The following is a 21,924-nucleotide window of genomic DNA, read 5'->3' as shown; positions in this document are numbered from 1 at the left end:
ACCGGACATGGAGCAAGGACATGCAGGATCAGACGCCCGCTATCACGCCGCCCGCCCTACCCAAGGGCGGCGGCGCAATCCAGAGTCTCGGCGGTGGCTGGGGCGGTGCCGGAAGCAGCGGTGCCGGCTCCTTCGAGATTCCCTTGCCGCTCTCGCCGGGGCGTGGCTACGCCCCGGTACTTTCGCTGAACTACCAAAGCACGGTCAGCAATGGCGTGTTCGGCATGGGCTGGAGCCTCTCGGTGGGCTGCGTTGCCCGGCGCACCAGCAAAGGCGTGCCGCACTACACCGACGACGACATGATCGTCGGCCCCGATGGCCAGCCCTGGCTGGTGGAGCGCGATGACAGCGGCACACCGCTGTTCAGCGAAACCGACAGCTACCGTGGCTTGACGCTGGATCGACGCTATCAGGTCATCCGCCATTTTCCGCGAATCGAGGGCGCCTTCGAGCGCATCGAACACTGGCGCGCGGACCACGGCGATCCTGGTTTCTGGCTGGTCCACGGGGCTGACGGCAGCCTGCACCTGTACGGGCGAAACCCTGCCTCGCGCCACTGCGATCCGGACGATCCTCATCGGGTCGGCGAATGGCTGCTGGAAGAAAGCATGAACGCCCACGGCGAGCACATCCTCTACCAGTACAAGGCCGAGGATCTGGCCGGGCTCGCGCCGGACACGCCGCGTGACTTCCGCGCCCGCCGTTACCTGAGCCGAGTACGTTACGGCAACGCCGAGGCCCATCCGTGGCTGTACCTGTGGCAGCCGGACGACATCGAGCGCCAGCAATGGCACTTCGACCTACTGCTGGACCATGGTGAACGCCCGGGCGGCATCGACGATACGCCAGACTACGCCCCGACCACACCCTGGCCGGTGCGCAGTGACCCACACAGCACCTTCGCCTATGGTTTCGAACTGGGCACGCTGCGCCTGTGCCGCCAATTGCTGATGTTCCATCATTTCCCCGACGAGCTGGGCCCGGACCCGGTGCTGGTGTCCCGCCTGCTGCTCGACTATCAGACTACCGATCTGTCCTACAGCCTGCTCACTAGCGCACACCAACAAGGCTGGGCCGCCAACGGTCAGCGCAGCAGCCTGCCGCCACTGGACTTCAGCTACAGCGCCTTTGACAACCAGTCCGGCCCCACATTCAGCGAATTCCCGGCCATGCCGGGCCTCAACGACGGCGAGCGCTACCAATTGGTCGACCTGTATGGCGAAGGGTTGCCCGGCGTGCTGCACGGCAATGATCAGGGCTGGTATTACCGTGAACCCCTGCGCCGCGAAGAGGACGACAATCCCGATGCCGTGACCTACGGCGACTGGACCCTCCTGCCGCGCATCCCGCTGGCCGACCGCTCGCGCCCGGTGCGCCAGCACCTGACCGACATGACCGGCGACGGCCGACTCGACTGGTGCGTCAGCGCGCCAGGGCTGAACGGCTTTTTCACCCTCAATCCGGACCGTAGTTGGTCAACCTTCGTGCCGTTTGCCGCAGTACCCAGCGAGGTGCTGCATCCCTTGGCGCAACTGGCGGACCTGGGCGGCGGCGGCCTCCGCGACCTGGCATTGATCGGCCCGCATAGCGTGCGGCTGTATCCGTCACGCCGCGAACAGGGGTACGGCCAGGGCCTGGAGGTCGAACACCGCGACGGCGACCTGCCATTGATCGGCGACAGCCGCGCCGAACTGGTGGCCTTCAGCGATGTGCTCGGCAGCGGCCAGCAACATCTGGTTCGCATTCGCCACGATGAAGTGCGTTGCTGGCCGAACCTTGGCCGCGGGCGCTTCGGCAAGGGCTTTCACCTCGCCAGCCTGCCCTTCAGCCACAGCGAATTCGATGCCGCGCGCCTGCTCCTGGCCGACCTGGACGGTTCCGGCGCCAGCGACCTGCTGTACCTGCACAGCGACGGCGTACAGGTGTTCATGAATCGCTGTGGCTCCGGCTTCGAAGCCCCGGTTATGCAGCCCTGGCCGGACGGCGTGCGCTACGACCGCCTGTGCCAGGTCAGCGCCGCTGACCTGCAAGGGCTCGGCTGTGCCAGCCTGGTGTTGACGGTGCCGCACATCAATCCTCGCCACTGGCGACTGGACTTCAACACCCGCAAGCCCTACCTGCTGCAGTGCACTGACAACCACATGGGCGCGGTCGGCTGCGTCGAATACCGCAGTTCGGCGCAGGAATGGCTGGACGAAAAGCAGGAGCGGCGTCAGGCCGGCGATTCGCCGGTCAGCCAGTTGCCCTTCGCCCTGCACCTGGTGACGCGGCAGAGCCAGTTCGACGAGATCACCGGCAATCGTCTGGTCCAGTGCATGCGCTACCGGGGTGGCTATTACGACAGCCACGAGCGCGAGATGCGCGGCTTCGCCCTGCTGCTGCAAACCGACAGCGAGAGTGCCCGGGGCAACGACGATGCACACTTCACCGCACCCCTGCTGAGCAAGACCTGGTTTCACACCGGCGAATACCCCGCGCCGGCACTCGACACCTTCTGGCAGGACAATGAAGCCCCCTCGCTCGGCACCGACCTGCTCAGCCGGTTCGACACCCTCAGTGGGATCGAACAGACCATCACCAATCCCGACCAAGCGCAACGCCGAGCCCAGGCCCACGCCCTGAGCGGCCTGCCGATCCGCAGTGAGCGCTACGGCCTCGACGACGGACCTGAAAGCACCGTGCCGTACTCGGTAGAGCAGCACCGTTACCGGGTACGTGAACTGGCACCGGCCACCGCCCGACAACCCTATGCGCGGATGCTCCCGGTCACACTGGAAACCGTACTCCACGACTACGAGCGCCAGGCCGACGACCCACGCTGCCAACACCAGATCAACCTCGCCCATGACCGGTTTGGCCAACTGACCCATAGCGTCACGATCAACTGTGCGCGGCGCCGCCAGGTCAGCGATCCTCCGCCGTTCGAGAGCGAACACGAACAAACCTGGTGGCGCGACGCTCATGACGAGGCCCAGTACAGCCACTACTTGAACGAATCACGCGCCGAGGCGATCCACCTGACCGACCCGCAGGGCTGGCGCCTGGCCCTGCCATGGCGCCAGCGCGGCAACGCCCTGGTGCTGCCACGCACGCAACTGCCCGCCGAAAAACGCAACTACGAACACTTCGCCAGCGCTGAAGGACCGCTGCATGCGGACGCCGAGCGCACCCTCGCCGGTCAGACCCTGCAACGCTACCAAGCCACCGACAGCGCCAACCGCACCGACCTGCCGGACGGTCAGGCGACCTTCGAGGCGCTACCCGGCTTCCTCGAAAGTGCCGAGCTGAACGACACCGCGCTGCAAGCCTACGACCGGGTCATGAGCCGCGAAGACCTGCGCGAAAAGCTGCTGACCCTGGGCTACGAGCGCATGCCGGCGTTTCTGCCGGAGCAACCGGAACTGGAACTGTGGGCGGTGCGCCAGGGTTTCGCGCATTACGGCCCGGCCAGCGCCTTCCACCGCACCGTAGCGTTCCGCCAGACACGCAGCCACGGCCTGACCCTGGTCGGGCATGATCCCTATCACTGCCTGATCAGCGACATCACCCTGCCCGACGGCTGCCGAATCCACGCACGCTTCGACTATCACGGCTTGCAACCGGTGCACATCACCGACCCCAACCAGAATGTACAGGAAGCCCTGTATGACGGTCTGGGGCGCCTGCTGGCGAGTAGCTTCCACGGCACCGAAGCGGGCCTGCCGGTGGGTTTCGCGCCCATCAGCGATTACCAGCGCGACAGCGACAGCCTCGCCGACGCCATCGCTGACCCCGCCCGCGCCGTGCAACAGGCTGCCAGCGTCTGTTACTACGACGCCTTCAGTTGGATGCAACCCGCCGAATCGCGCCAGCCGGTGCACAGCGCGGTGCTGCTGGCCGACCGCTACCCCGGCGATCCCGAGGCGCAGATTCGCATCAGCCTGAGTTGCAGCGACGGTTTTGGCCGGGCGCTGCAAAGCAAGCAAAAGGTCGAACCGGGCATCGCCTACGCGGTGGATGAACGGGGTGAGCTGCAGATCGAGGATGGCCAGCCCGTGCTGGTGGACAGCCCCGAGCGCTGGCGGGTCAGCGAGCGTGTCGAATACAACAACAAGGGGCTGGCGGTGCGGGTTTACCGCCCATATTTCGCCGACCACTGGCGCTACATCAACGATGCCTCGCTGCGCCTGTTCGGCTACAACGACCAACAGTTCTACGACCCGCAGGGCCGGGTGCTGCGCACGCTCACCGCCAAGGGCTACCTGCGCCGCCAGCGCTACCTGCCGTGGTACAGCATCAGTGAAGACGAAAACGACACCTGGGAAGAAATGCGGGGACAGAATGCGTAGCGCAATGCACCTGCACACGCCTGATCTGAGCGTCGACGACAGCCTGGGCCGGCAGTTGCGCCACGTGGCCTACTGCCGGTCCCCCTTGGAGCAGACGGCTGAGCGCCAAATCAACCTGAGCCGGTACGACGCCGCCGGGCAGTGGTCACGACAATGGGATCCGCGCCTGTTCCGGCGGCTGGACCAGGACGACAGCCTCCTGCCCAGCCAGGCGCTGTTGTCGTCGCTGTCCGGTAAGCCGTTGTGGCTGGAAAGCGCCGATAGCGGCTGGCGTCTGACGCTGTTCGGTGACGCCGGGCAGCCGCTGGAAAACTGGGACAGCCGCGACAGCCACTGGCACACCGACTACGACGAGCTTCTGCGCCCGCTGCTGATTCGCGAGACCGCAGCCGGGCAGCCCGCACGCGTTGCCGAGCGTTTCAGTTACGGTGGCCCCGAAGAATCAACCAACAACCGCTGCGGTCGCTTGCTGCGCCACGACGATGAAGCCGGCAGCCGCCTGATTCCCGACTACAGCCTGGGCGGCGCGGAACAGAGCGAGATTCGCCACTTCCTGGCCGACCTCGACCAGCCCGACTGGCCCGCCGCAACCGGCGAACGCGATGCCCTGCTGGAACCCGGCGACGGCGCGCGCACCGTCTTTCTCCACGGCCCGCTGGGTGAGGTGCTGGAACAGACCGATGCCCTCGGCAACCGCCAGCGCTCACGCACCAACGTGGCCGGAGAGCTGGCGGCTATCACCCTGCGACTAGAGAACGGCAGCGAACACGACCTGCTTCGCGCCATCCACTACAACGCTTTCGGACAGGTCGAAACACAGACCGCCGGCAACGGCGTCATCAGCCACGCTCACTACGATCCCGCCGACGGCCGCCTGCAACGCTTGAATGCCAGCCGCCCCGGGCGCAGCGCCCTGCAAGAGCTGATCTACGCCTATGACCGGGTCGGCAACGTGCTGCGTATCGAAGACCTCAGCCAACCGGTCAGCCATTTTTCCAATCAGAAAGTCGACCCGGTCAGCACCTTCCGCTACGACTCCCTCTACCGCCTGATCGAAGCTACTGGCCGCGAGGCCGTGGGGGCGCTGATCAACCCCGATCTGCCGCCACTGACCCCGGCACCCGGCGATACCAGCCGCCTGCTCAACTACCGCCAGCACTACGAATACGACGCCAGCGGCAACCTGCTCAGCCTCAAACACATCGGCGGGCAGGCGTACACCCGCCACATGGCGGTGGCGGACGACAGCAACCACGCATTGCCGTGGATCGATGGCGTCGCCCCGGAAGATCCCCGTGCCGGATTCGACAGCAACGGCAACCTGCTGAATCTGCACGCCGGCCAGCCCTTGCGCTGGAATGCGCGCAATCAGTTGCACGGCACCCGCCAGGTGGCCCGCGAGCGTGGCGAAAACGATGAAGAGCACTACCGCTACGGCGGCGATGGTCTGCGGCTGCGTAAAGTCACCACACGCCTGGTTGGCGGTCGCCAGCAGCGCAGTGAGGTGCGCTATCTGCCGGGCCTGGAAATACGCAATCGTGAGGGTGAACGCCTGAGCGTGGCCACCGTCCAGGCCGGGCGCTGCGCAGTGCGCTGCCTGCACTGGCACGAAGGCAACCCCGAGGGTATCGACACCCCGCAACTGCGCTACAGCCTCGGCGATCACCTCGATAGCAGCGCCCTGGAACTGGATGACGAAGCGAGGATCATCAGCCACGAAGGCTATTACCCGTTCGGCGGCACCGCCTGGTGGGCGGCGCATTCCGCTGTGGAAGCGGGCTACAAGGTGCGCCGATACGCGGGTAAAGAACGGGATGCCAGCGGACTGTACGACTATGGTTTTCGCTACTACGCGCCATGGCTGGCGCGGTGGATCAATCCGGATCCGGCCGGGGATGTGGATGGGCTGAACCTGTTCTGCATGGTTGCCAACAACCCACTCAGGTTCAGCGATGATCACGGTCTCGCGCGCAAGGAGCGAGCAATGGAGGCGCTAGATCTGGCCCTGCACTCGGTAGACCAGCGCCAGATCATGACGACCGCGCTGCACCTCGCACCGGGAATGGCCCGCAGGCGCAGCGACTTTTCGGAGAAAACCCAGACGATTCTGGGTGCGGCAAGAAAAAACTCGATGGACTTGCAACGCATCAAGGCCAGCCAGCGCCAGAAGTACCTTGACGCGCATCCGGGCCTGATGACGGAGGCAAAACTGAAGACCAGCGCGGCCCATGCTGGCGCCTATGTTGAAACGCCCTCGATCTCCGTCGATGGCTTCACCAATTTTTCAGGAAGCCCGATCGGGAAAAATACCTTCCCGGGAGTCTTGCCCCTGAAACAAACCACGATGGCAACGCTCAGCCGCTACGCCCCCCGCAGCACCGACCGACATCCTGGCCCGAGCAGGCCATCGTTGGGAGACCTTGGCTACTATCTGGTCAGCAACACCAATGCGCTTCTAAAGGGAATAAAACAGGCTTATCAGCAGAACCAGCAGGAGCTGCACCCCTTCATCGAAAAACGCATCAGGGGGCATATCGAAGAGAACAACTTCAAAATTCCTATCGGCGCAGGTATTCCCGGCTTGCATGCGGAAGTTCAGGCAGTCAACGCGCTGCTGAACCAAACGCCGCCGGAAGGCATCAATAAAGTCTTGAGTGAGACCTATGTCTTCACTGAACGGCTGGTGGCCGGCAAAGGGTATGGGCTCGGCGCGGATTTCCCGGCATGTTTCAATTGCGGCGGTATTCTGCCCCCACTGATTTATATCGCGACCGGGCGGGCCTCGCCGGATAAACACTTTCCGCTGAGAGGACGCTCGGCATGAACAGCTCCGTCCACGCACAGACACCCGCGCTGAACGTGACCGACCCTCGCGGTCTGGCGATCCGGCGTATCGCCTACCATCGAGCCGCACCGCAGGTATTCGCCGAGCGCCGGATCACCCTGAGCCGACACGCCCCGTCCAGCCAGATGCGTGAGCAATGGGATCCGCGCCTGTTCGCCTGCCTCGATCATGGTCATGCCGTCGTGCCAAGTCAGACACAGCAGACGGCCCTCTCTGGTAAATCCATCCTCGACAAGAGCGCCGACGCCGGCTGGCGCCTGACGCTTTTCGGTGACGCCGGCCAGCCGCTGGACAAGGGTTCATGCCGAACATGGCCTGGCCGCCGCGACAGGCTTGTGCGATGAGCACGCGGCAGTGTTCGTGCACCTGGCAGCCTCATCCGCCCAATGGCCCGGAACGCCGGTATCCATCGCGCAAACACACGATCACAGCTTCGGGCTGCTGGGTGATCCGCGCCTCACCGATCCGATAGTGGTCGATCCATGGGTGACGGCTCCGGTTCCCCACCTGCTGTCGTGGGGGCAGAACATCATCGACCAACCGACGCTGGACTTCACACCACGAATGCCGGGTGACCCGGGCTTTGCAATCAGCACCGAGCGCGTCGCTGAACTACGCGCGCAACATTATTCGACAGCGCCCGCGTTAAGTCAGAACTGGCTGGCGAACAATCTCATGGAGGCGGTCAACAACCGCTCAGCCTGGTCTCAAACGGCCTCGCTGAGCGAAGCACAAAGCATTTATTACCGGTTGGACGGCCCGCAGTTCGATGCAGCCCTGCTGCCGGCTTCGCAATTCGAGGCTGCCGTTCAGTCACTGCAGCTTGCGGGCAAGCATGTCGCGAATCCACGCATCGGGCCGCTGTTGCGGCGCTTCTGAAAGCGCCGGGACCGGTGTGGGCATGAGGCGCCAGTCAGCACACCGGGTAGCGGCGACCAGACGCATGCCGGCCCCCTTCAGCCGTCCAGCAACCCCTCCACATGCGCGGCAAATTCCGGCCCACCGTCCAAGGCCGTGTAGCGGACCTGGACGATGATGTCAGTCAGGCTCTGCAACAGCACCTGCTGCTGTTCCGAGCCATGGCGAGGGAAACGCAGCTCCCATCTCGACAACGCACCGGTGCCTTCGAACGGCAGGTAGCGTTCGTCGTTGAAGTCGAGCTGGAACACGCCGTGGTCATCCAGCCCGCGAGACAGGCAGATGCTCTGGCTGGCTCGCGGGTTGTAGAGGATATGGCGAGTATCGCTGTCGGGTTTGCCATACAGGTGATTCATCGCCCGTTGATCCGCTTTGAGGACCGTGCGGCTGGACACCTGGGTCAGCACCGCGCGGACATCCTGATACGGCCCCACCAGCCCGGGCAAGGTCACCGAGACGCTGACCAGCTGGCGCAGGAAATGGCCGGGGTAGTCGTCGTCGAAGAGACGGGCGAACAGCTCGAAGCCGAGGCTGCCGCTCTCGCCTTCGGCCAGCTCTTCGAGCACTGCCGACCAGGACGTTTCGGGGTATGCCTGGCTATCGAAGAGCGTCTTGAGCGAGAACGTCTTGACCAATTCCTGGCGCCGCTCGAAACGCTTGAGGTACGCCGACTCCATGCGCAACAGTTGCAGGCGCAAGGCATCGCCGGCCGTCAGTCCGTAGTAATTATCGAACCAGACATTGGGCTGGATGAAACGGGTCTGGTAGTCACCCATCTCGTACTGCCAGCACGCCTCCCCGTTCAGGCACAGGGCAACTACCGCGTCATACGCCTGGAAGTAGAAGGTCGACAGTTGGCCGAGCAACCACTGATAGAGGTCGGCGTTGGTGCTGCGGGTCTTGAGGAAACGGTAGTAATCCTGCGACTGTTGCTCGCCCTTGCGCACCTGCGCCAACTGGATCCGGGCCATCTCGATAGTGGTGTGCTGGCCGTCGATCTGCTCGTCGATGGCCTCCAGTTCGGCCTCGGCCTGGTCACGCAGCAAAGTCCATTCCTCCAGGCGGCGGCGGTACTGCTCGTTGATCGACAGCCGATCACCAATCATCTGCTCAGTTGCCGCGCCTAGACGAACCACCGCAGCGCCCGCCAGCAAAGCAGCGCCCAATCGGTTCGGTCCGCCACCGAACGCGGTGACCACTATCGAGCCCATCTGCATCGCGCCGGCGGCGGTCTCGACGGCTTGCGCCGTGGCATTCTTGATCGAGGAACTCAGGTACAGGGCAATGGCACCCTGTTCATCGGAAGAAATATTTTCGGCCGCCAAGGCCCGGAAATGCCCGAAGCGTTTCTCGATCACGCGCCGGCTCGCCTCCAGCGCCAACAACCCGGCCTCGGCCTGCTCCAGCGCTGCGCCCTGCAACTGGATCGAGAACTGCGAAAGCTCCAGCACATGGGATTGCTGCAGTTCTTCCTGGAGGGCGCGGTCCTTCATTTCGCGGTACAGCCGCACCTGCTCACCAAAACGGCCAAGGGTTTCCACGGCGCTTTGCAGGCGCGGCAACAGTGCGCGGAAGCGGAACGGCGGAATCGGCGCCAGGCTACCGACCGTGCGCTGCACCAGCCCGCTGCCGCTGTTTTGCGCCCGCAGCAGGTCCCTGGGATCAGCCACTGGTGCGTACAACGGCAACACCAGTGGCTTGCCGTCGATCGTACGGTTGTTACGCAGGTTACTCAGGCGACTCGCCAGTTGATCCCACAGGTCCAGCAGTTCGATGTTGATCGGCAGGCGAAAGCGCGGTGAATCGAGCAACTCCAGCCACGGTCCGCTGCTGACCGGCAGGTGCAGCGACATCACCTGCGGCAGCGACGCGCCAATCTCGGCGAGCAGCGCGCTGTCGGGCTCGGCCGCCTGCTCCAGCGGCACCGGCTCCCAGCGTCCCACCGTACGGTTATCGGGCTTGGGCCCGAGCAGGTTCAGCGCGCGGGTGTACATCAGTTGCGCCTCGGTCAGCGCATCGCGGGTCAGGCGCCGGTACAGCAGGTCGCCGTAGGCCAGCAGGTTACGCACATAGAAGGCGAAGATCGCTTTGCGGTAGTGCACTGGTTGCGAGTAGCAGATGGCATCCGGATCGGCGATACCCTCCACTTCGTACTCGCCCCGGCCCGCTTCCTCCAGCGGCCGTACCGACCAGTAGAACGGGCTTGGCGGGTGAGTCGGCTTGACGCGGGCCTGTGGATTGAACAGGTAATGCAGCCACTGCTCGGCGGCCAGGTAATCGAACTCGTGATGCAGGCGCCACGCCACTGCGTGGGGAATGTGGAAGAACAACTCCCAGAAATAGCGGCCATTGGCACCATGGAAATCCATGAGCTGGCGGGCCGAGCTGCCCGGCAATGGCGGCTCTTCGATATGCTGCGTATCCCAACTCAGCAGGGCATCGACCGACACCATGGCCCGGGCCACCAGATCCTTGGCGAACAGCGTGTTCAGCCGCACATAGCGCAACCCTTGCAGGCCGAGCGCAGCCAGGTCGAGGAACTGCCCACCGTCAGGCTGGGTGATGATGCTCGGACGGTTTATCGTCAATGCGCCAACTTTCACCGCGAACTGGACCACTCCCCGGAGGTCTTCCGGTACCAGGCCGAAGCTCAAGGCCAGGGTGTGCGGAATGTCATCGAACACATTGCCCAGCGGGATCGTCATCAGCGACGTTTGGGCTGCGCCGTTCAGGAACACCTCTTGTTCAAGCGATTGATCCGTGCCCTGGCTCGGGTGGTAGGTGAGCCGGACAGCGGCGCGCCGCATCTGCCAAGACCGCTCCCCCCCCACCATGAGGAGCAGATTGGCGTGGCCATTGCACAGCAGCGAGTAATTGCCTGCTGTGTCCTGCCCCAGCGCTGCCCACAGTGCAAGCTTGGTGTTGTGAGGCCCCTGCTCGTTATGTTCACCATCAGGATCCCGATGCACCGTGGTACGCGAAGCGCGATCAGTCGCCAGCGGATGCTGGAATTCGTTCTTGTTCGTCGAGAAATGCGTCAGGGCATTGACGATCTTGTTCAGGTAGCTGCCATCCGTTGGCAATTCGCTCACGGTCTCATGCAACACCGTACGTAGCCGGGTATTCAGCACGACGACTTCGAAATCTTCGGTCCACTCATTGTCAGCGCCATAGGCCAGGACGATGCGCTTGTCGTACGGGTCGGACGTGCTGACAAAGGCGGCGAACGCATCAGTGTCGGCGACATGATCCTTGCCGCTGTGCAGCGGGATGCTCATCGGCACTGACCAACTGCCCTCCAGGGTGCGGTACGCCAGATTGATGCTGTAGCGCGAAACTTCTTCGAACAGGCCGGGTATGTCGGCGCGCCTGGCCGGCATCGGTTTCTGCTCCAGACGGTGCTCGACCCAGGCCACATGCAGGCGCCCTTCAATCACCACCGGGCGAATGTGCAGCACCGCGTGGCCCTTGGGAATCTCGACCGGCAACCACTCGCTCCACGCCGTCGGGCTCAGGTAATCGTCGGCGCGGTCAGTGTCGTCCTCGGCGGCGAAACGCACCTCAGCCTTGCGCCAGTAGTAGGCGTGGGGTTCGACGTTTTGCTGACCGATCAGGTAGTAATCGGCATGGCGAAAATCCACGCCATCGATATAGCCGCTGAGTACCTCGAGGTTACTGATGTGTTCGAACTTGCCAAGGTAATGCTGCAACGCCTTTTGCACCGAGTCGGTGGAGATCCGGCTCTGGTTGATGTCGTTGACGAATTCACCGAACCCCTGGGTCTGTTTGAGGCGCAATCCCGGATCAATGTAGTTCTCGGGGTAATCCTGAAGCATCTGGTTGGCGGCCCATACGGCGTACTCGCTTTTGCTGGAGCGCCACACTTGTTGCGCCTTGCTGTCGAACACACCTTGGTAACCGGGTTCCATGCCGTTGAAGATGGCATGGATGTACTGCTGGACACTGGCCATGCCCATGGCCACGCGGCTGGTGTCCACCTGAGCACTGACCTGGTTGTCGATCAGCAAGAACTCGTAGAGGTCCTGCTCGGTGACCAGCCCCTGCCCGGCGGGCACCAGGTGTTCCGGGACAATCTGGCCAAGGTAATAGGCGACCAGGGCATCGCGGTGGTCCTGGGCCAGGGTGCCGAACAGAGGGTTCATGATGCGTCTCCCGAAGAGGTGGGTAGTTGAGGCGCGCCGCCGGTTTCGTCTGCGACCGGGAATCTGGTAGTACCTACCAGCAGAAACCGCTTTGACTTGCTCATGTCCACCCAGAACGAACCCGGTATCTCGGCCTGGTGGGCATCAATCTCACCTGACAACACCACGCCACTGGAAGTGGCTGAGGTGGAGAACGACCTTGACAATCCATTCACCCCAAGCGTCCCGGAAAAATCTGACGATCCTCCAAGTAGTTTCCCCGGCAGCCTGTTGAACGATGCCGAGTAGGAACAATAGATGTCACGCGAGGACCTCTTGCGAAATGCTGCACTGACGCTCACAACAGTGAATTCGCGCAATGAAAACAGCAGCGGGTCCGCAACGGGACCGGCCCTGCCTGGAAGCTGGAAATCAGTCTGCGAGGCGTCTGTCATGAACACATTGGTCGTCGATACCGAGAAGGTGATTTGCCCTTTTTCATCACTCAGAACATCCTGCAGGTCGAGCTTCGCGCCACCCACATCGAAGGACGAGGCAAAGTAACCGACCCCGCTCAGCGGAACATCGCCACTACGGATCGTTATCTTCAAGTCACCGCGGCTATGGGTATCCACATACACTCGCCCGTCCTTGATCGACATCACGTCTGCCGCGCCTTCATACGCCAGGTTGATGTCGGCGAACAGTTCGTCGTCGGTGAAGGTGCGTACGGTCGAGCCGACGAAATGGAGCCGTTTCTCCAGGCCCTCGGTGGGGTAGAAGCTACAGGCTCGCTGCTGTTCCTGACTGGCGTAAAGATTGTCGAACCTTAAGCAGGTGCGCCCCTTGCTGTCGCTGAACAGTGCCGCCACCTGGCCGTTACTCGGATCCCCGGATGGCGAGGCACGCAACCTCCCGCCGCTGTTCTGCAATGCTAGCGATGAGTCGTCCAGCCGCTTCAGATAGCCACTGATGCCTATGACCGTCGAACTGCCCCTGACCACCTTGAGATCACAACGTGCCAGATCGACGAAGTCGCGCAGACGTCCAGTCAATCGGGTAGTTATGCCAAGGTTGGAGGTCACCAGCAGCACGAATTCATTGTTGTGCGGGTCGCTACCAGGCAGGTATTCGGCCTCAGAGCAGTCAATGCGCAGTCGGGTATCACCGTGTTCGTCACAGTAGAGCGCTTCGCCCAAAGCAGGCAGAAAACGCACTTTCAGCGCCGAGGGATCGGCTCCCGAGGCCAGGCTGACCTTGAGCCAGGCATTGTCATCGCCCTGACCACCGTCCCGAACCGCGCGGATCAACACCTCTCCCGTAGCTCCGCGGTCTACGACAAACCCGTTGACGGTGTCCTCCAGCGGAAGAAAATGCGGGTCGTCTTCGGGAAGCTGTACTTCCAGCGCCGTGTGAGCGTGAGTGACGAACACCTTGTAGTCGAAGTAATCGCCTTCTCTCAGTGAGCGCACCCGGATGGACTGCTCACCGACCTGCGCAATAGTGAAATGGGATTGGTACTCCGCCTTGCCATTACGGTCGGTGTAGTTGGTGGCCAACAACCGCTCGCCGTCCCACCATGTGACTGGATAGCCTGCGGCCTGCGGCCTCAGTTCGACTTCGAAGCGAGCCGGCTTACTCTGGTACACAACGAAGTACTGTTGTTCCGGATACATGTAGAAGAGCCTTGGCAGCTCATAGACCGTTACCGCTTCTGACGTCAGCGTCTGCAACGGCATATCATCCACCTCGGCATTGACCGTCACCCGTACCTGCCCGGTCTGCTCGCTGAGGTAGGTGATACTGGCGATGCCGTGCTCGTTGGTCAGGCTCTGCGCCGGGTCTTCGACAAAGCCGCCGATATCGGCTGTCCAGGCCACCGATGCACCGGCCACCGGACTGCCATCGAGATTGACGACCCGGCAGGTCACGACGGCCTCCTGCGTAGCCGCCACCGGCCCGCTGAAACGCACGTACTGGAAGTACGGCTGCTCGAGGAACGTCACCGGGTCGAAACGCTCGCGCTCGCCGTTGGGCTCGAAATCGACAATGACCAGTGCCTGGCCGGACGACCGGCTGCGCAGTGATGCGCTGCTGAAACCCTGATCGTCGGTACGGGTCTGCGGACGCTCGAACGCCCCCAGGTCGGTGCTCCATGCCAGCACCCGATCCCGTCCAGGGTTGTCGTACTGGTCGAGCAACTGAAGGCGATAACTGATGGCTTGCAGATTGCCCGCAAGCGCCTCCGTCGGCTCGCAGACGGGGTCTTTGAAACGCAGCGAGTGTTCATCGCAATCAATATGAATCACCGGTGCCAGGATTCGCCGGTCCAGACCAAAGCGGGCGATGACCTGAGCCACCCCCATCTCTGCGGCTGCCCGCAACTCGACGGATACCTGACCGTTGTCGTCGGTACTGGTCGAGGACGGCGTACCCAACTGCCCCAGGCTGTTCTCCCAGGTAACCGTGATACCGGCCATGGGCTGACCGAGAAAATTTTTCACCGTCAGCAGGCACTGGGCAGCTTCACCGGAGCCCGCCACCAGTTTCTGGGTGTCCACAACGATCCACGAGGCCTCGCTCTGCCCCAACTCGCCCTGGTCCACGCCAGGTTGATCATGCAAGTGCTCGGACAGGCTAGCCAGCGCGCCCTCGGCGGCATTGCGGTATTGCTCACGCGAGCTGTTGCTGCGCAACCGGCTCAATTCGATCGCCGCACTGCTGCCCAGTTGCAAGGCCTGGCAGGCCTGGCGCACGCGGACCAGGTGATCCAGTTGACGCACCGTGGTGACAAAGCCGGTCGCGGTGATTTCCGCCATCGTCTCCAGCACATCACGAATGCCGAATCCGGTGAACAGCGCGATCTTGCCGGCCGCATCTTCACGAATCATCAGCAGGTCCTGCTCGGTCAAGTCCGGTGGCAGGCTGTTGACCAGCCTCAGGTAATCGAGAATCGCCTGCTCGCCCTGGCGGGTCTGCTCCAGCAGCCAGCGGTACTGCACCAACACATGCAGCCGGGAAAAGGTGATATCGACAGCGTCGGGCCCGGTGTCGCGCGGCGCATCGAACCACTCCGGATACGCGACGTAACTGCGCAAGGCCAGCGGGCTCAGCGACAACTGCTCGACAATGCCCATGCGGTGGGTAAGGCGTGCCAGCAGCGTCAGGATCTCATCACCCACCGGCACCGGCAAAGGCGTCGGGTCAGAGCCCTCGAACAGGCGCAACACCTCCTGGAGCAACTGATAACTGTTGCCACCGGTCCAGATCAATAACTCACGGCTCAGCTCGGCGCTGCCGCCCAGCGTATTGGCCAGTGATTCCCAGACCAGACTCTGCTGCGCAGCGCGGGCCTCCATCACCAACTGAAAGAGCCGTACCAGCAGGTCCGGACCCGACGACAGCTCCAGGTTGTCGATGATGTGTTCCAACTGCGCCTTGAGCGCCGCTTCATAAGCATCGGTGGTCGGGTAGTCGGGCAACTCGCGAATCAGGCCTTGCGCCGAGACGAAATGATCGAGCTGCTGCAACCAGTCGATGGGCACCGGATGATCGACCCCGGCCTCCATGGGCACGCCGGCATCGATGAACGTCGTCTCACTGAGAATCGCCGGCAGCATGCGCCCGTTGATCTGCTTGAGCAGGTCGAGTTCACGGTCGCTGGCGGCCGCGACCGGCGCCAGCGGCATCAAGTGCTGATAAAGCCACGCGACGGTCAGGTCGTTGTCGCGACACCACTGCACCGTGTCGGTCAGCGACTGGACCACGCTGAGGGTATCGCTCAAGTGCGTGTACTGATGGACCGCGAGCGCGGGCCGGACCAGACGCGACACGTACTGATGACCGCGTTGACCGATCAGTTGCAGCAGTGCGATCGCCTCGATGCTGCTCAATCCGAGCAGGGCCGACAAACGGGTCAGGCGGTAGAAGGCCGACACCACCGCATGCGACCAGTGCAGTTGCTGGTGCACACCGCCATCCAGCATCTGTTGCTCGCCAAACGTCTGGGCAATGTAGCGTGCCACGTACAGGTAGGTTTCGAAGCTCATCCCCAGGGCGCTGCACAGGTGATGGACTTTGCGGTACTCCGCGTCGGTGGACGGCGCTATGTCGAAGACACTGTTATCCAGCACCAGCGGGTCACTGAACAGGGTCGGGTCGTTGAATACCCGGTCGAACTGCGCCAACTCGCTCCCCTGCGCGTACAGCGCCAGGCCACTCAACAGCGCCGCGAAGTCCTCGGCACTGACCTTGAAATCACGGCGCAGCCGACAGAACAGGCCCAACGCGCGCAAGGTGTTCTCGCTAATGCCCGCGCCACGTCCGGACTCGCCATGCTCGGCCAGCAACGCAGCATCGAGCAGACAGTCGGTTTCACCCAGCGACAGGTCCAGCCAGCGGGACAGGCGAACGATCCGCTGAATGCGGTCGAAATGGTCCTCGGTCCCGTTGGTAAACGTGTGCGTACCCTCCTTGCTGGACAAGGAAATCACCGGCTCCAGACCGGCGTTGATGTAGGTCGAGCCAAAGCGCGCCGGACTCGCCGGCGCCAACCCCGGAACGTTTGGCGAGGCTGTCGGCGCGTGGTGCTCGATCGACAACAGAGACGCCACAGAGTCCTGGTCGAGGGAGGTGCGCAGGCTGAACGCGCTCAGGTCCAGCAGGTCCTTGAGCGCACCCACGCCGTAATGACGCATGAAAAAGCCGTTCTGGGCGGCGTGCACCGATTCGCGCAACAGCGTGCGCGGGTTGGTGCGGGTCTGGATCGAGCGCGTGCTCGCACGCCTTGCGCCACGCGGGAAGTAAGGGCTCTCCAGCAACAGCGCACGCTGCTCCGGCCCCACGGCCATGTCCATTTGCAGGGCGTCGTCGGAACGCGGCGAATGCAGCCCGCCCTGACAGAAGTATGGAAAATCCGGGTCCAACTGGCGAATGAGGTCACCCAGGCCATAGTCCTCCCGCTGCAGGACCGCGCGAATCTGCGACAGGTAACGCTCGAATGGCAGCGCGAACGGATAGCGCGTTTCAGCCAGAGCATCGTCCACCGTGCGGTCTTTCTGATTGTGGTCGTCCAGGTGTTTGCGTACCGCGCGCTCGAGGATGCCGTTGACGATACCAATGGTCGGTTCGACCCGCTCGAACGCCTGGTTGTCCAGCATCAACGCAGCGAGGTCCGGGCGACGCTGCGCCAGAGTGATGGCCTGGTCATTGGCCATCGGCTCGATGACCGTGGTCACCCACTGGTACAGCGCCACGAGGTAGGCCACGGGCGAGGTCGTCGCCTCGATGGCACCGGGCACGCAGTTGTCTCCCCAACTGGGCTGGAATTGACCCTCGAAGGTCGGCCCGTCCACCAGCGCACGCAGACCGGTACGCCAGGGTGCACTGGCGGTGGCGGTGCCGGTCAGCCGCTGCTCGCGGTAGTGCCGCGCTGCCAGCACCGCCAGCGTGCTCGCGCGCTGGTGCAGCGTGCGCGCCTCGTCATCGGCCAGGTCCGGTCGCTGTGCCATGAGGTGTTCCAAAGAACCGCGAGCGATGCTGAAGGCTGAATCGAGCCCCGCCTGTAACAGGTCGCGGGGCTGGGAAGCAGGTGCGGAAACACGGGAGCGCCGGGGCATGAGGTGTTCTCCTTCGGTAGAGCAACGGCGCCAACTGGCCGCCCTCCGCCGAAACTAACCAGAGTTTGCTTTTCCGACTACTGACAGAAATAACAGGTGGCGGCCCGGAAGGCTCTGGCACAGGGCCGAGAGCATGGGTATCGACACATCTTTTGGTCATGTGATGGCTGGAAGGTGTCTGTCAAAAAACCGGCTAATGGCCACCAAGCGCATGCCGGGAATTTTCTAGCGCTCTCAAGATCGAGCGCCGCCCGCGCGGCGCATCGCCGGCAAGCCGGCTCCCACGGCCTGTGGGATTTACGTTGTCAGCCTTGGCGCATGGCTGGAAAGTGTGGGGCGGCTGAGGCGTCAGCCTCGAAATCGAGGCGAACCACCAAGGTGGCCAACCATGGCCTGACAGGCATAGGTACGTTGCAACCACTGTGGGAGCCAGCTTGCCGGCGATGCGCCGCGCGGACGGCGCTCGATCTCAAGAACGCTGAAAACCTTTCGGCTAGCGCCTGGCCGCCATTACCCGGTCTCCTGACTGGCACTCTTCGCCAACATGACCAGCTTCACAGCGGCTCGCTGAGCACCCGGTTACGCCCGGCCTGCTTGGCTTGGTACATCAACTCATCGGCCCGCTTCAGCGCCTCGGCGAAATCCCCGCCGACGGCGCAGCGGGCCACGCCGAGCGAGACGGTGACGTGACCCACCGGCTCGATCCGGGTCAGTTCCACCAGCCGACGCAAGCGCTCGGCGACCTCGCTGGCATCGGCCACCGAGGTGTCCGGTAGCAGCAGCAAAAACTCCTCTCCGCCCAGACGAAACGCCAGGTCGCCATCCCGCGAGCACTGGCGCAGCAACCCGGCCAGACGCGCCAGCACCTCATCACCGACGTCGTGGCCGTAGGTGTCGTTGATCGACTTGAAGTGATCAGCATCCAGCGTCACCAGGGCAAGCGGTTGCTGCCGCTCGGTCATCACGGCAGTCACCTCGCCCAGAGCGCGGCGATTGAACAGCCCGGTGAGCGGATCGGTTTGCGCCTGCAGGTTGAGCCGACCCATGCGTTCCTGCATCAAGCCGATGCCGCGCAGCAAGGCCCGCTTGATGTGGTCCGCCTCGAAATACCAGGCGCGCACCTTGTCGATGCGCTCCGGCGAACTGGTGGCTTCCATGGCATTGGCGCTGTCCGCCAGTTGGCGCAGCGGCCGGGTGATCAGCCGCGTCATCCACCAGATACCCAGCAGAATCAGCAGCCCCACGGGCGCTGTGCGGTAGAGCATCTGCCACATCAGGCTGTCGAGCGGTGCCACGGTGTCGCGGTAGGGTTTCTGCGACACCACGCCCCAGCCGGTCAGCGGGATACTGGCGAAGCCGGCGAGCATCTCCACCCCTTGCGAATTGATCAGTTGCATCGCGCCGCTGTCGCCGGCCAGCAACGCGTCCACCGCCGGGTTGGCCCCGACCACGCTGCCCACCCGGTCGAACTGCGGGTGATAAAGCAAGCGGCGGTTGTTGTCGACCACATAGCTGAGGGTGCCGTCGCGGTAGAAATGGTTACTGATCAGAGTGTGCAGGATGCCCTTCTCGCGCAGGTACACGGCGCCGCCGACAAAACCCAGGTAGCGCTTTTGCGCGTCGAATACCGGGTGGGAAATGAACACCACCAGGTTGCCGGCGCTGGAGGTGTAAGCGTCGCTGATCAGCGGCACGCGGCTGTTGAGCGCGTGCTCGGCGCCGCTGGAGGTCAGTGCCTGGCCATCGCGCAACAGCGACGGCGGCCACGCGGCCAGCACATGACCCTCGGCATCGACGATGGTGATGGCATTGAAGCCCTGGTCCTGCTCCTGGATACGCCGGGCTTCGACGCGCAGCAGGTCCGGGTCGTCGAAGTTCACGTTCATCCGGCCGACGCTGTAGGCCAGTTGCTGCTGCGCCGACAGCAGAAAGGCCTCGATGCTCGACGCCACCTTGGCGGCATAGGCGCGGTTGGCCTCCAGCGCGTTCTCCACCAGCACCTGATGCTGTACCTGCCGGGCCGCGTAGAAACTGTTGGCCAGGGTCACCCCGGCGGTCACCAGGGCGAACAGCAGGATGAGCGTGCGCAGGTCGATGTGCTTGAAGGTCATTGGCCTCATCCGTGTCCGGTAAATCCTCAGAACGATAGATCACAAGCCGCGATGAAGGGTCGCGGGCGGTGGGCCGACAACGGAAACAGCCAGGAGTTGCTGACAGCGGGCGTGAGCCATTTCCCATAGGCAGCACAGGAGAATCGCCCGGATCCACGCGCGACATTATCGACAAGTGAACGGATTCAAGGAGATGGATGCGCCTTCGCTATAGGTCGTGCGGGGTGCGCCAAAAACCGGAAAATTGACATTGAAGTGCCATCATCCACGCTTGAATCCGCTACCGCACCCAAGGTCGGGGTAACGGACACCCCTGGCAGCCGGCCAAGGGCGCGGTCGCACACTGCCCATCACACCTCAAGGAGCAACACCATGTCTGGAACGACACAAACCGTCGACGTACTGCTGCTGGTCAACGCCGATCACCTCATTGCCAATCCCGGCGACGTCGCCGGCGCGGTTTCGCTGGTAGTGAGCGACGATCTGGTCGACAAGGCAGCAACCGGCAATGAACTCGATGGCGGCAACGAGTTGTGGTTCGACGTCAAGCGCAATGACAACATCCGCTGGCGCGCGACTACCCTGTCGCGCAACTTCGACACCACCGCATTGATCACCAAGGTCACTCAGGGCCGCTCTCAACCGGGCTATGACGGGGCCATTTCGGCTCCCAGCTTCATCACCGTGTATGACGCACCGGTGGCTTACCTGGTCAGCAACAACCCGATCAAGATCGCTGGCAACAAGGTGACCTACACCGAGTGGCAAGCAACCGCGGAGAAGCCGGGCAAAATCTGGTACACGATCGAATTCGTGCTGTTGAACCAGGAACTGCAACAAATCGGCGGCACCCACACCTGGGACCCGTACATCACCATCACCGACTGATCGCCTGCTGAAACGGCTCACCCCACGGCATACGCCAGGGTGAGCCTGATACCAATGTCTCCCCTACCCTGCGCAACATTTTGTACAAACCCCAGGGCCGATTGTTTATGCTGGCGGGCTCATGCCATGGCGCATCGCCACATCGACAAGTAAACGCCCATGAAAGTAGTTATCGTCCTGCTGTTTGTCCTCTCCATTGCCTACGTCCACTTCCGCGGTCGCGTACGGCACAAGATCAGCCGCCAGTTGGGTGACCACTCCAGCTTCCTGGCGCCGGTCAACGCTTTCCTTTACCTGTTCTCGAAGCTGCCGGCCAAACCCTACCTGCCGACCGAGTCCTTTCCGGAGCTCAAACCGCTGCAGGACAACTGGCAGGCGATCCGCGAAGAAGCGCTGCAACTGTTGCACGGTGGCGAGATCAAGAGTTCGAAGAACTACGACGACGTCGGCTTCAACTCATTCTTCAAGAGCGGCTGGAAGCGCTTTTACCTGAAGTGGTACGGCGAGAGTCACCCCTCGGCGATGAAGCTCTGCCCGCGCACCACCGAATTGCTGCAGAGCATCGGCACGGTCAAGGCCGCCATGTTCGCCACCTTGCCGCCAGGTTCGAAACTGGTGCGCCACCGCGACCCGTATGCCGGGTCCTACCGCTACCACCTCGGGCTGGACACGCCGAACGACGAGGCCTGCTACATCTGCGTCGATGGCGAGAACTACCATTGGCGCGATGGCGAGGCGGTGGTGTTCGACGAAACCTACATCCACTACGCCGCCAACCAGACCGAGCACAACCGGGTGATCCTGTTCTGCGACGTCGAGCGGCCGCTGAAATACCGCTGGGCTACCGCGTTCAACCGCTGGTTCAGCACCAATGTCATGGCCGCCGCTGCCGCACCGAACGATGCCGGCGACAAGACGGGCGGCATCAACCGCCTGTTCACCCGCATCTACAAAATCCGCGAACGCGGCAAAGCCCTGAAAAAACGCAACCGCGCACGGTATTACGCGGAGAAATGGGCGGTGGTGGCGGCGATTGCGTTGGTGTTTATCTATATCTGATCTGCCACGGCAGGA

Annotated in this window: 9 protein-coding genes; 6 read left to right on the top strand and 3 right to left on the bottom strand. The window is 63.1% G+C overall.

Annotation, left to right across the window (positions count from 1 at the left end):
• Positions 1-20: 20 nt before the first annotated feature.
• The 4 genes from DM374_RS12750 to DM374_RS12735 are packed head-to-tail and all read left to right on the top strand — an operon-like array spanning position 21 to position 8,052.
• Positions 21-4,328: a SpvB/TcaC N-terminal domain-containing protein gene (locus tag DM374_RS12750; RefSeq protein WP_110970143.1), complete on the top strand. Its 4,308-nt coding sequence runs from the start codon at positions 21-23 to the stop codon at positions 4,326-4,328.
• Positions 4,321-7,152: an RHS repeat-associated core domain-containing protein gene (locus DM374_RS12745; RefSeq protein ID WP_110970142.1), complete on the top strand. Its 2,832-nt coding sequence runs from the start codon at positions 4,321-4,323 to the stop codon at positions 7,150-7,152. The genes DM374_RS12750 and DM374_RS12745 overlap by 8 nt, the downstream gene beginning before the upstream one ends.
• Positions 7,149-7,517: a hypothetical protein gene (locus DM374_RS12740; RefSeq protein WP_110970141.1), complete on the top strand. Its 369-nt coding sequence runs from the start codon at positions 7,149-7,151 to the stop codon at positions 7,515-7,517. Before DM374_RS12745 ends, DM374_RS12740 begins: the two co-directional genes overlap by 4 nt.
• Positions 7,518-7,527: 10 nt before the next feature.
• Positions 7,528-8,052, top strand: a complete 525-nt coding sequence (locus tag DM374_RS12735; protein ID WP_110970140.1) for a hypothetical protein — start codon at positions 7,528-7,530, stop codon at positions 8,050-8,052.
• A 77-nt stretch (positions 8,053-8,129) separates the two neighbouring features.
• On the opposite strand, the gene DM374_RS12730 is transcribed toward DM374_RS12735, so the two are convergent.
• From DM374_RS12730 to DM374_RS12720, 3 genes are all read right to left on the bottom strand, one after another.
• The gene (locus DM374_RS12730) at positions 8,130-12,254 is read right to left on the bottom strand and encodes a Tc toxin subunit A-related protein (RefSeq protein WP_110970139.1); all 4,125 of its coding nucleotides are present in this window, start codon (positions 12,252-12,254) and stop codon (positions 8,130-8,132) included.
• Positions 12,251-17,851, bottom strand: coding sequence for a Tc toxin subunit A (locus DM374_RS12725; RefSeq protein ID WP_110970138.1), 5,601 nt, complete (start codon positions 17,849-17,851; stop codon positions 12,251-12,253). The genes DM374_RS12730 and DM374_RS12725 overlap by 4 nt, the downstream gene beginning before the upstream one ends.
• Before the next feature lie 554 nt (positions 17,852-18,405).
• Complete coding sequence (locus DM374_RS12720) at positions 18,406-19,962, bottom strand: GGDEF domain-containing protein (RefSeq protein ID WP_225422490.1); 1,557 nt, start codon at positions 19,960-19,962, stop codon at positions 18,406-18,408.
• 372 nt (positions 19,963-20,334) lie between these two features.
• On the opposite strand from DM374_RS12720, the gene DM374_RS12715 reads away from it, so the two are divergent.
• On the top strand, positions 20,335-20,850 hold the full coding sequence (locus DM374_RS12715) for an AidA/PixA family protein (RefSeq protein WP_110970136.1): 516 nt from the start codon (positions 20,335-20,337) through the stop codon (positions 20,848-20,850).
• Positions 20,851-21,009: 159 nt separating this feature from the next.
• Positions 21,010-21,909, top strand: a complete 900-nt coding sequence (gene lpxO / locus DM374_RS12710; RefSeq protein WP_110970135.1) for a lipid A hydroxylase LpxO — start codon at positions 21,010-21,012, stop codon at positions 21,907-21,909.
• The last annotated feature ends 15 nt before the right edge of the window (positions 21,910-21,924 follow it).

This window comes from Pseudomonas huaxiensis (assembly GCF_003231275.1).
GTDB lineage: Bacteria > Pseudomonadota > Gammaproteobacteria > Pseudomonadales > Pseudomonadaceae > Aquipseudomonas > Aquipseudomonas huaxiensis.
The sequence above is the reverse complement of the archived record's forward strand: the minus strand, read 5'-3'. Positions and strand labels throughout refer to the sequence as shown.

Excerpts from the sequence above, each read along its gene's own strand:
- DM374_RS12750 (WP_110970143.1), top strand. The coding sequence starts at position 21 with ATGCAGGATCAGACGCCCGCTATCACGCCGCCCGCCCTACCCAAGGGC.
- DM374_RS12745 (WP_110970142.1), top strand. The coding sequence starts at position 4,321 with ATGCGTAGCGCAATGCACCTGCACACGCCTGATCTGAGCGTCGACGAC.
- DM374_RS12740 (WP_110970141.1), top strand. The coding sequence starts at position 7,149 with ATGAACAGCTCCGTCCACGCACAGACACCCGCGCTGAACGTGACCGAC.
- DM374_RS12730 (WP_110970139.1), bottom strand. The coding sequence starts at position 12,254 with ATGAACCCTCTGTTCGGCACCCTGGCCCAGGACCACCGCGATGCCCTG.
- DM374_RS12725 (WP_110970138.1), bottom strand. The coding sequence starts at position 17,851 with ATGCCCCGGCGCTCCCGTGTTTCCGCACCTGCTTCCCAGCCCCGCGAC.
- DM374_RS12720 (WP_225422490.1), bottom strand. The coding sequence starts at position 19,962 with ATGACCTTCAAGCACATCGACCTGCGCACGCTCATCCTGCTGTTCGCC.
- DM374_RS12715 (WP_110970136.1), top strand. The coding sequence starts at position 20,335 with ATGTCTGGAACGACACAAACCGTCGACGTACTGCTGCTGGTCAACGCC.
- lpxO (WP_110970135.1), top strand. The coding sequence starts at position 21,010 with ATGAAAGTAGTTATCGTCCTGCTGTTTGTCCTCTCCATTGCCTACGTC.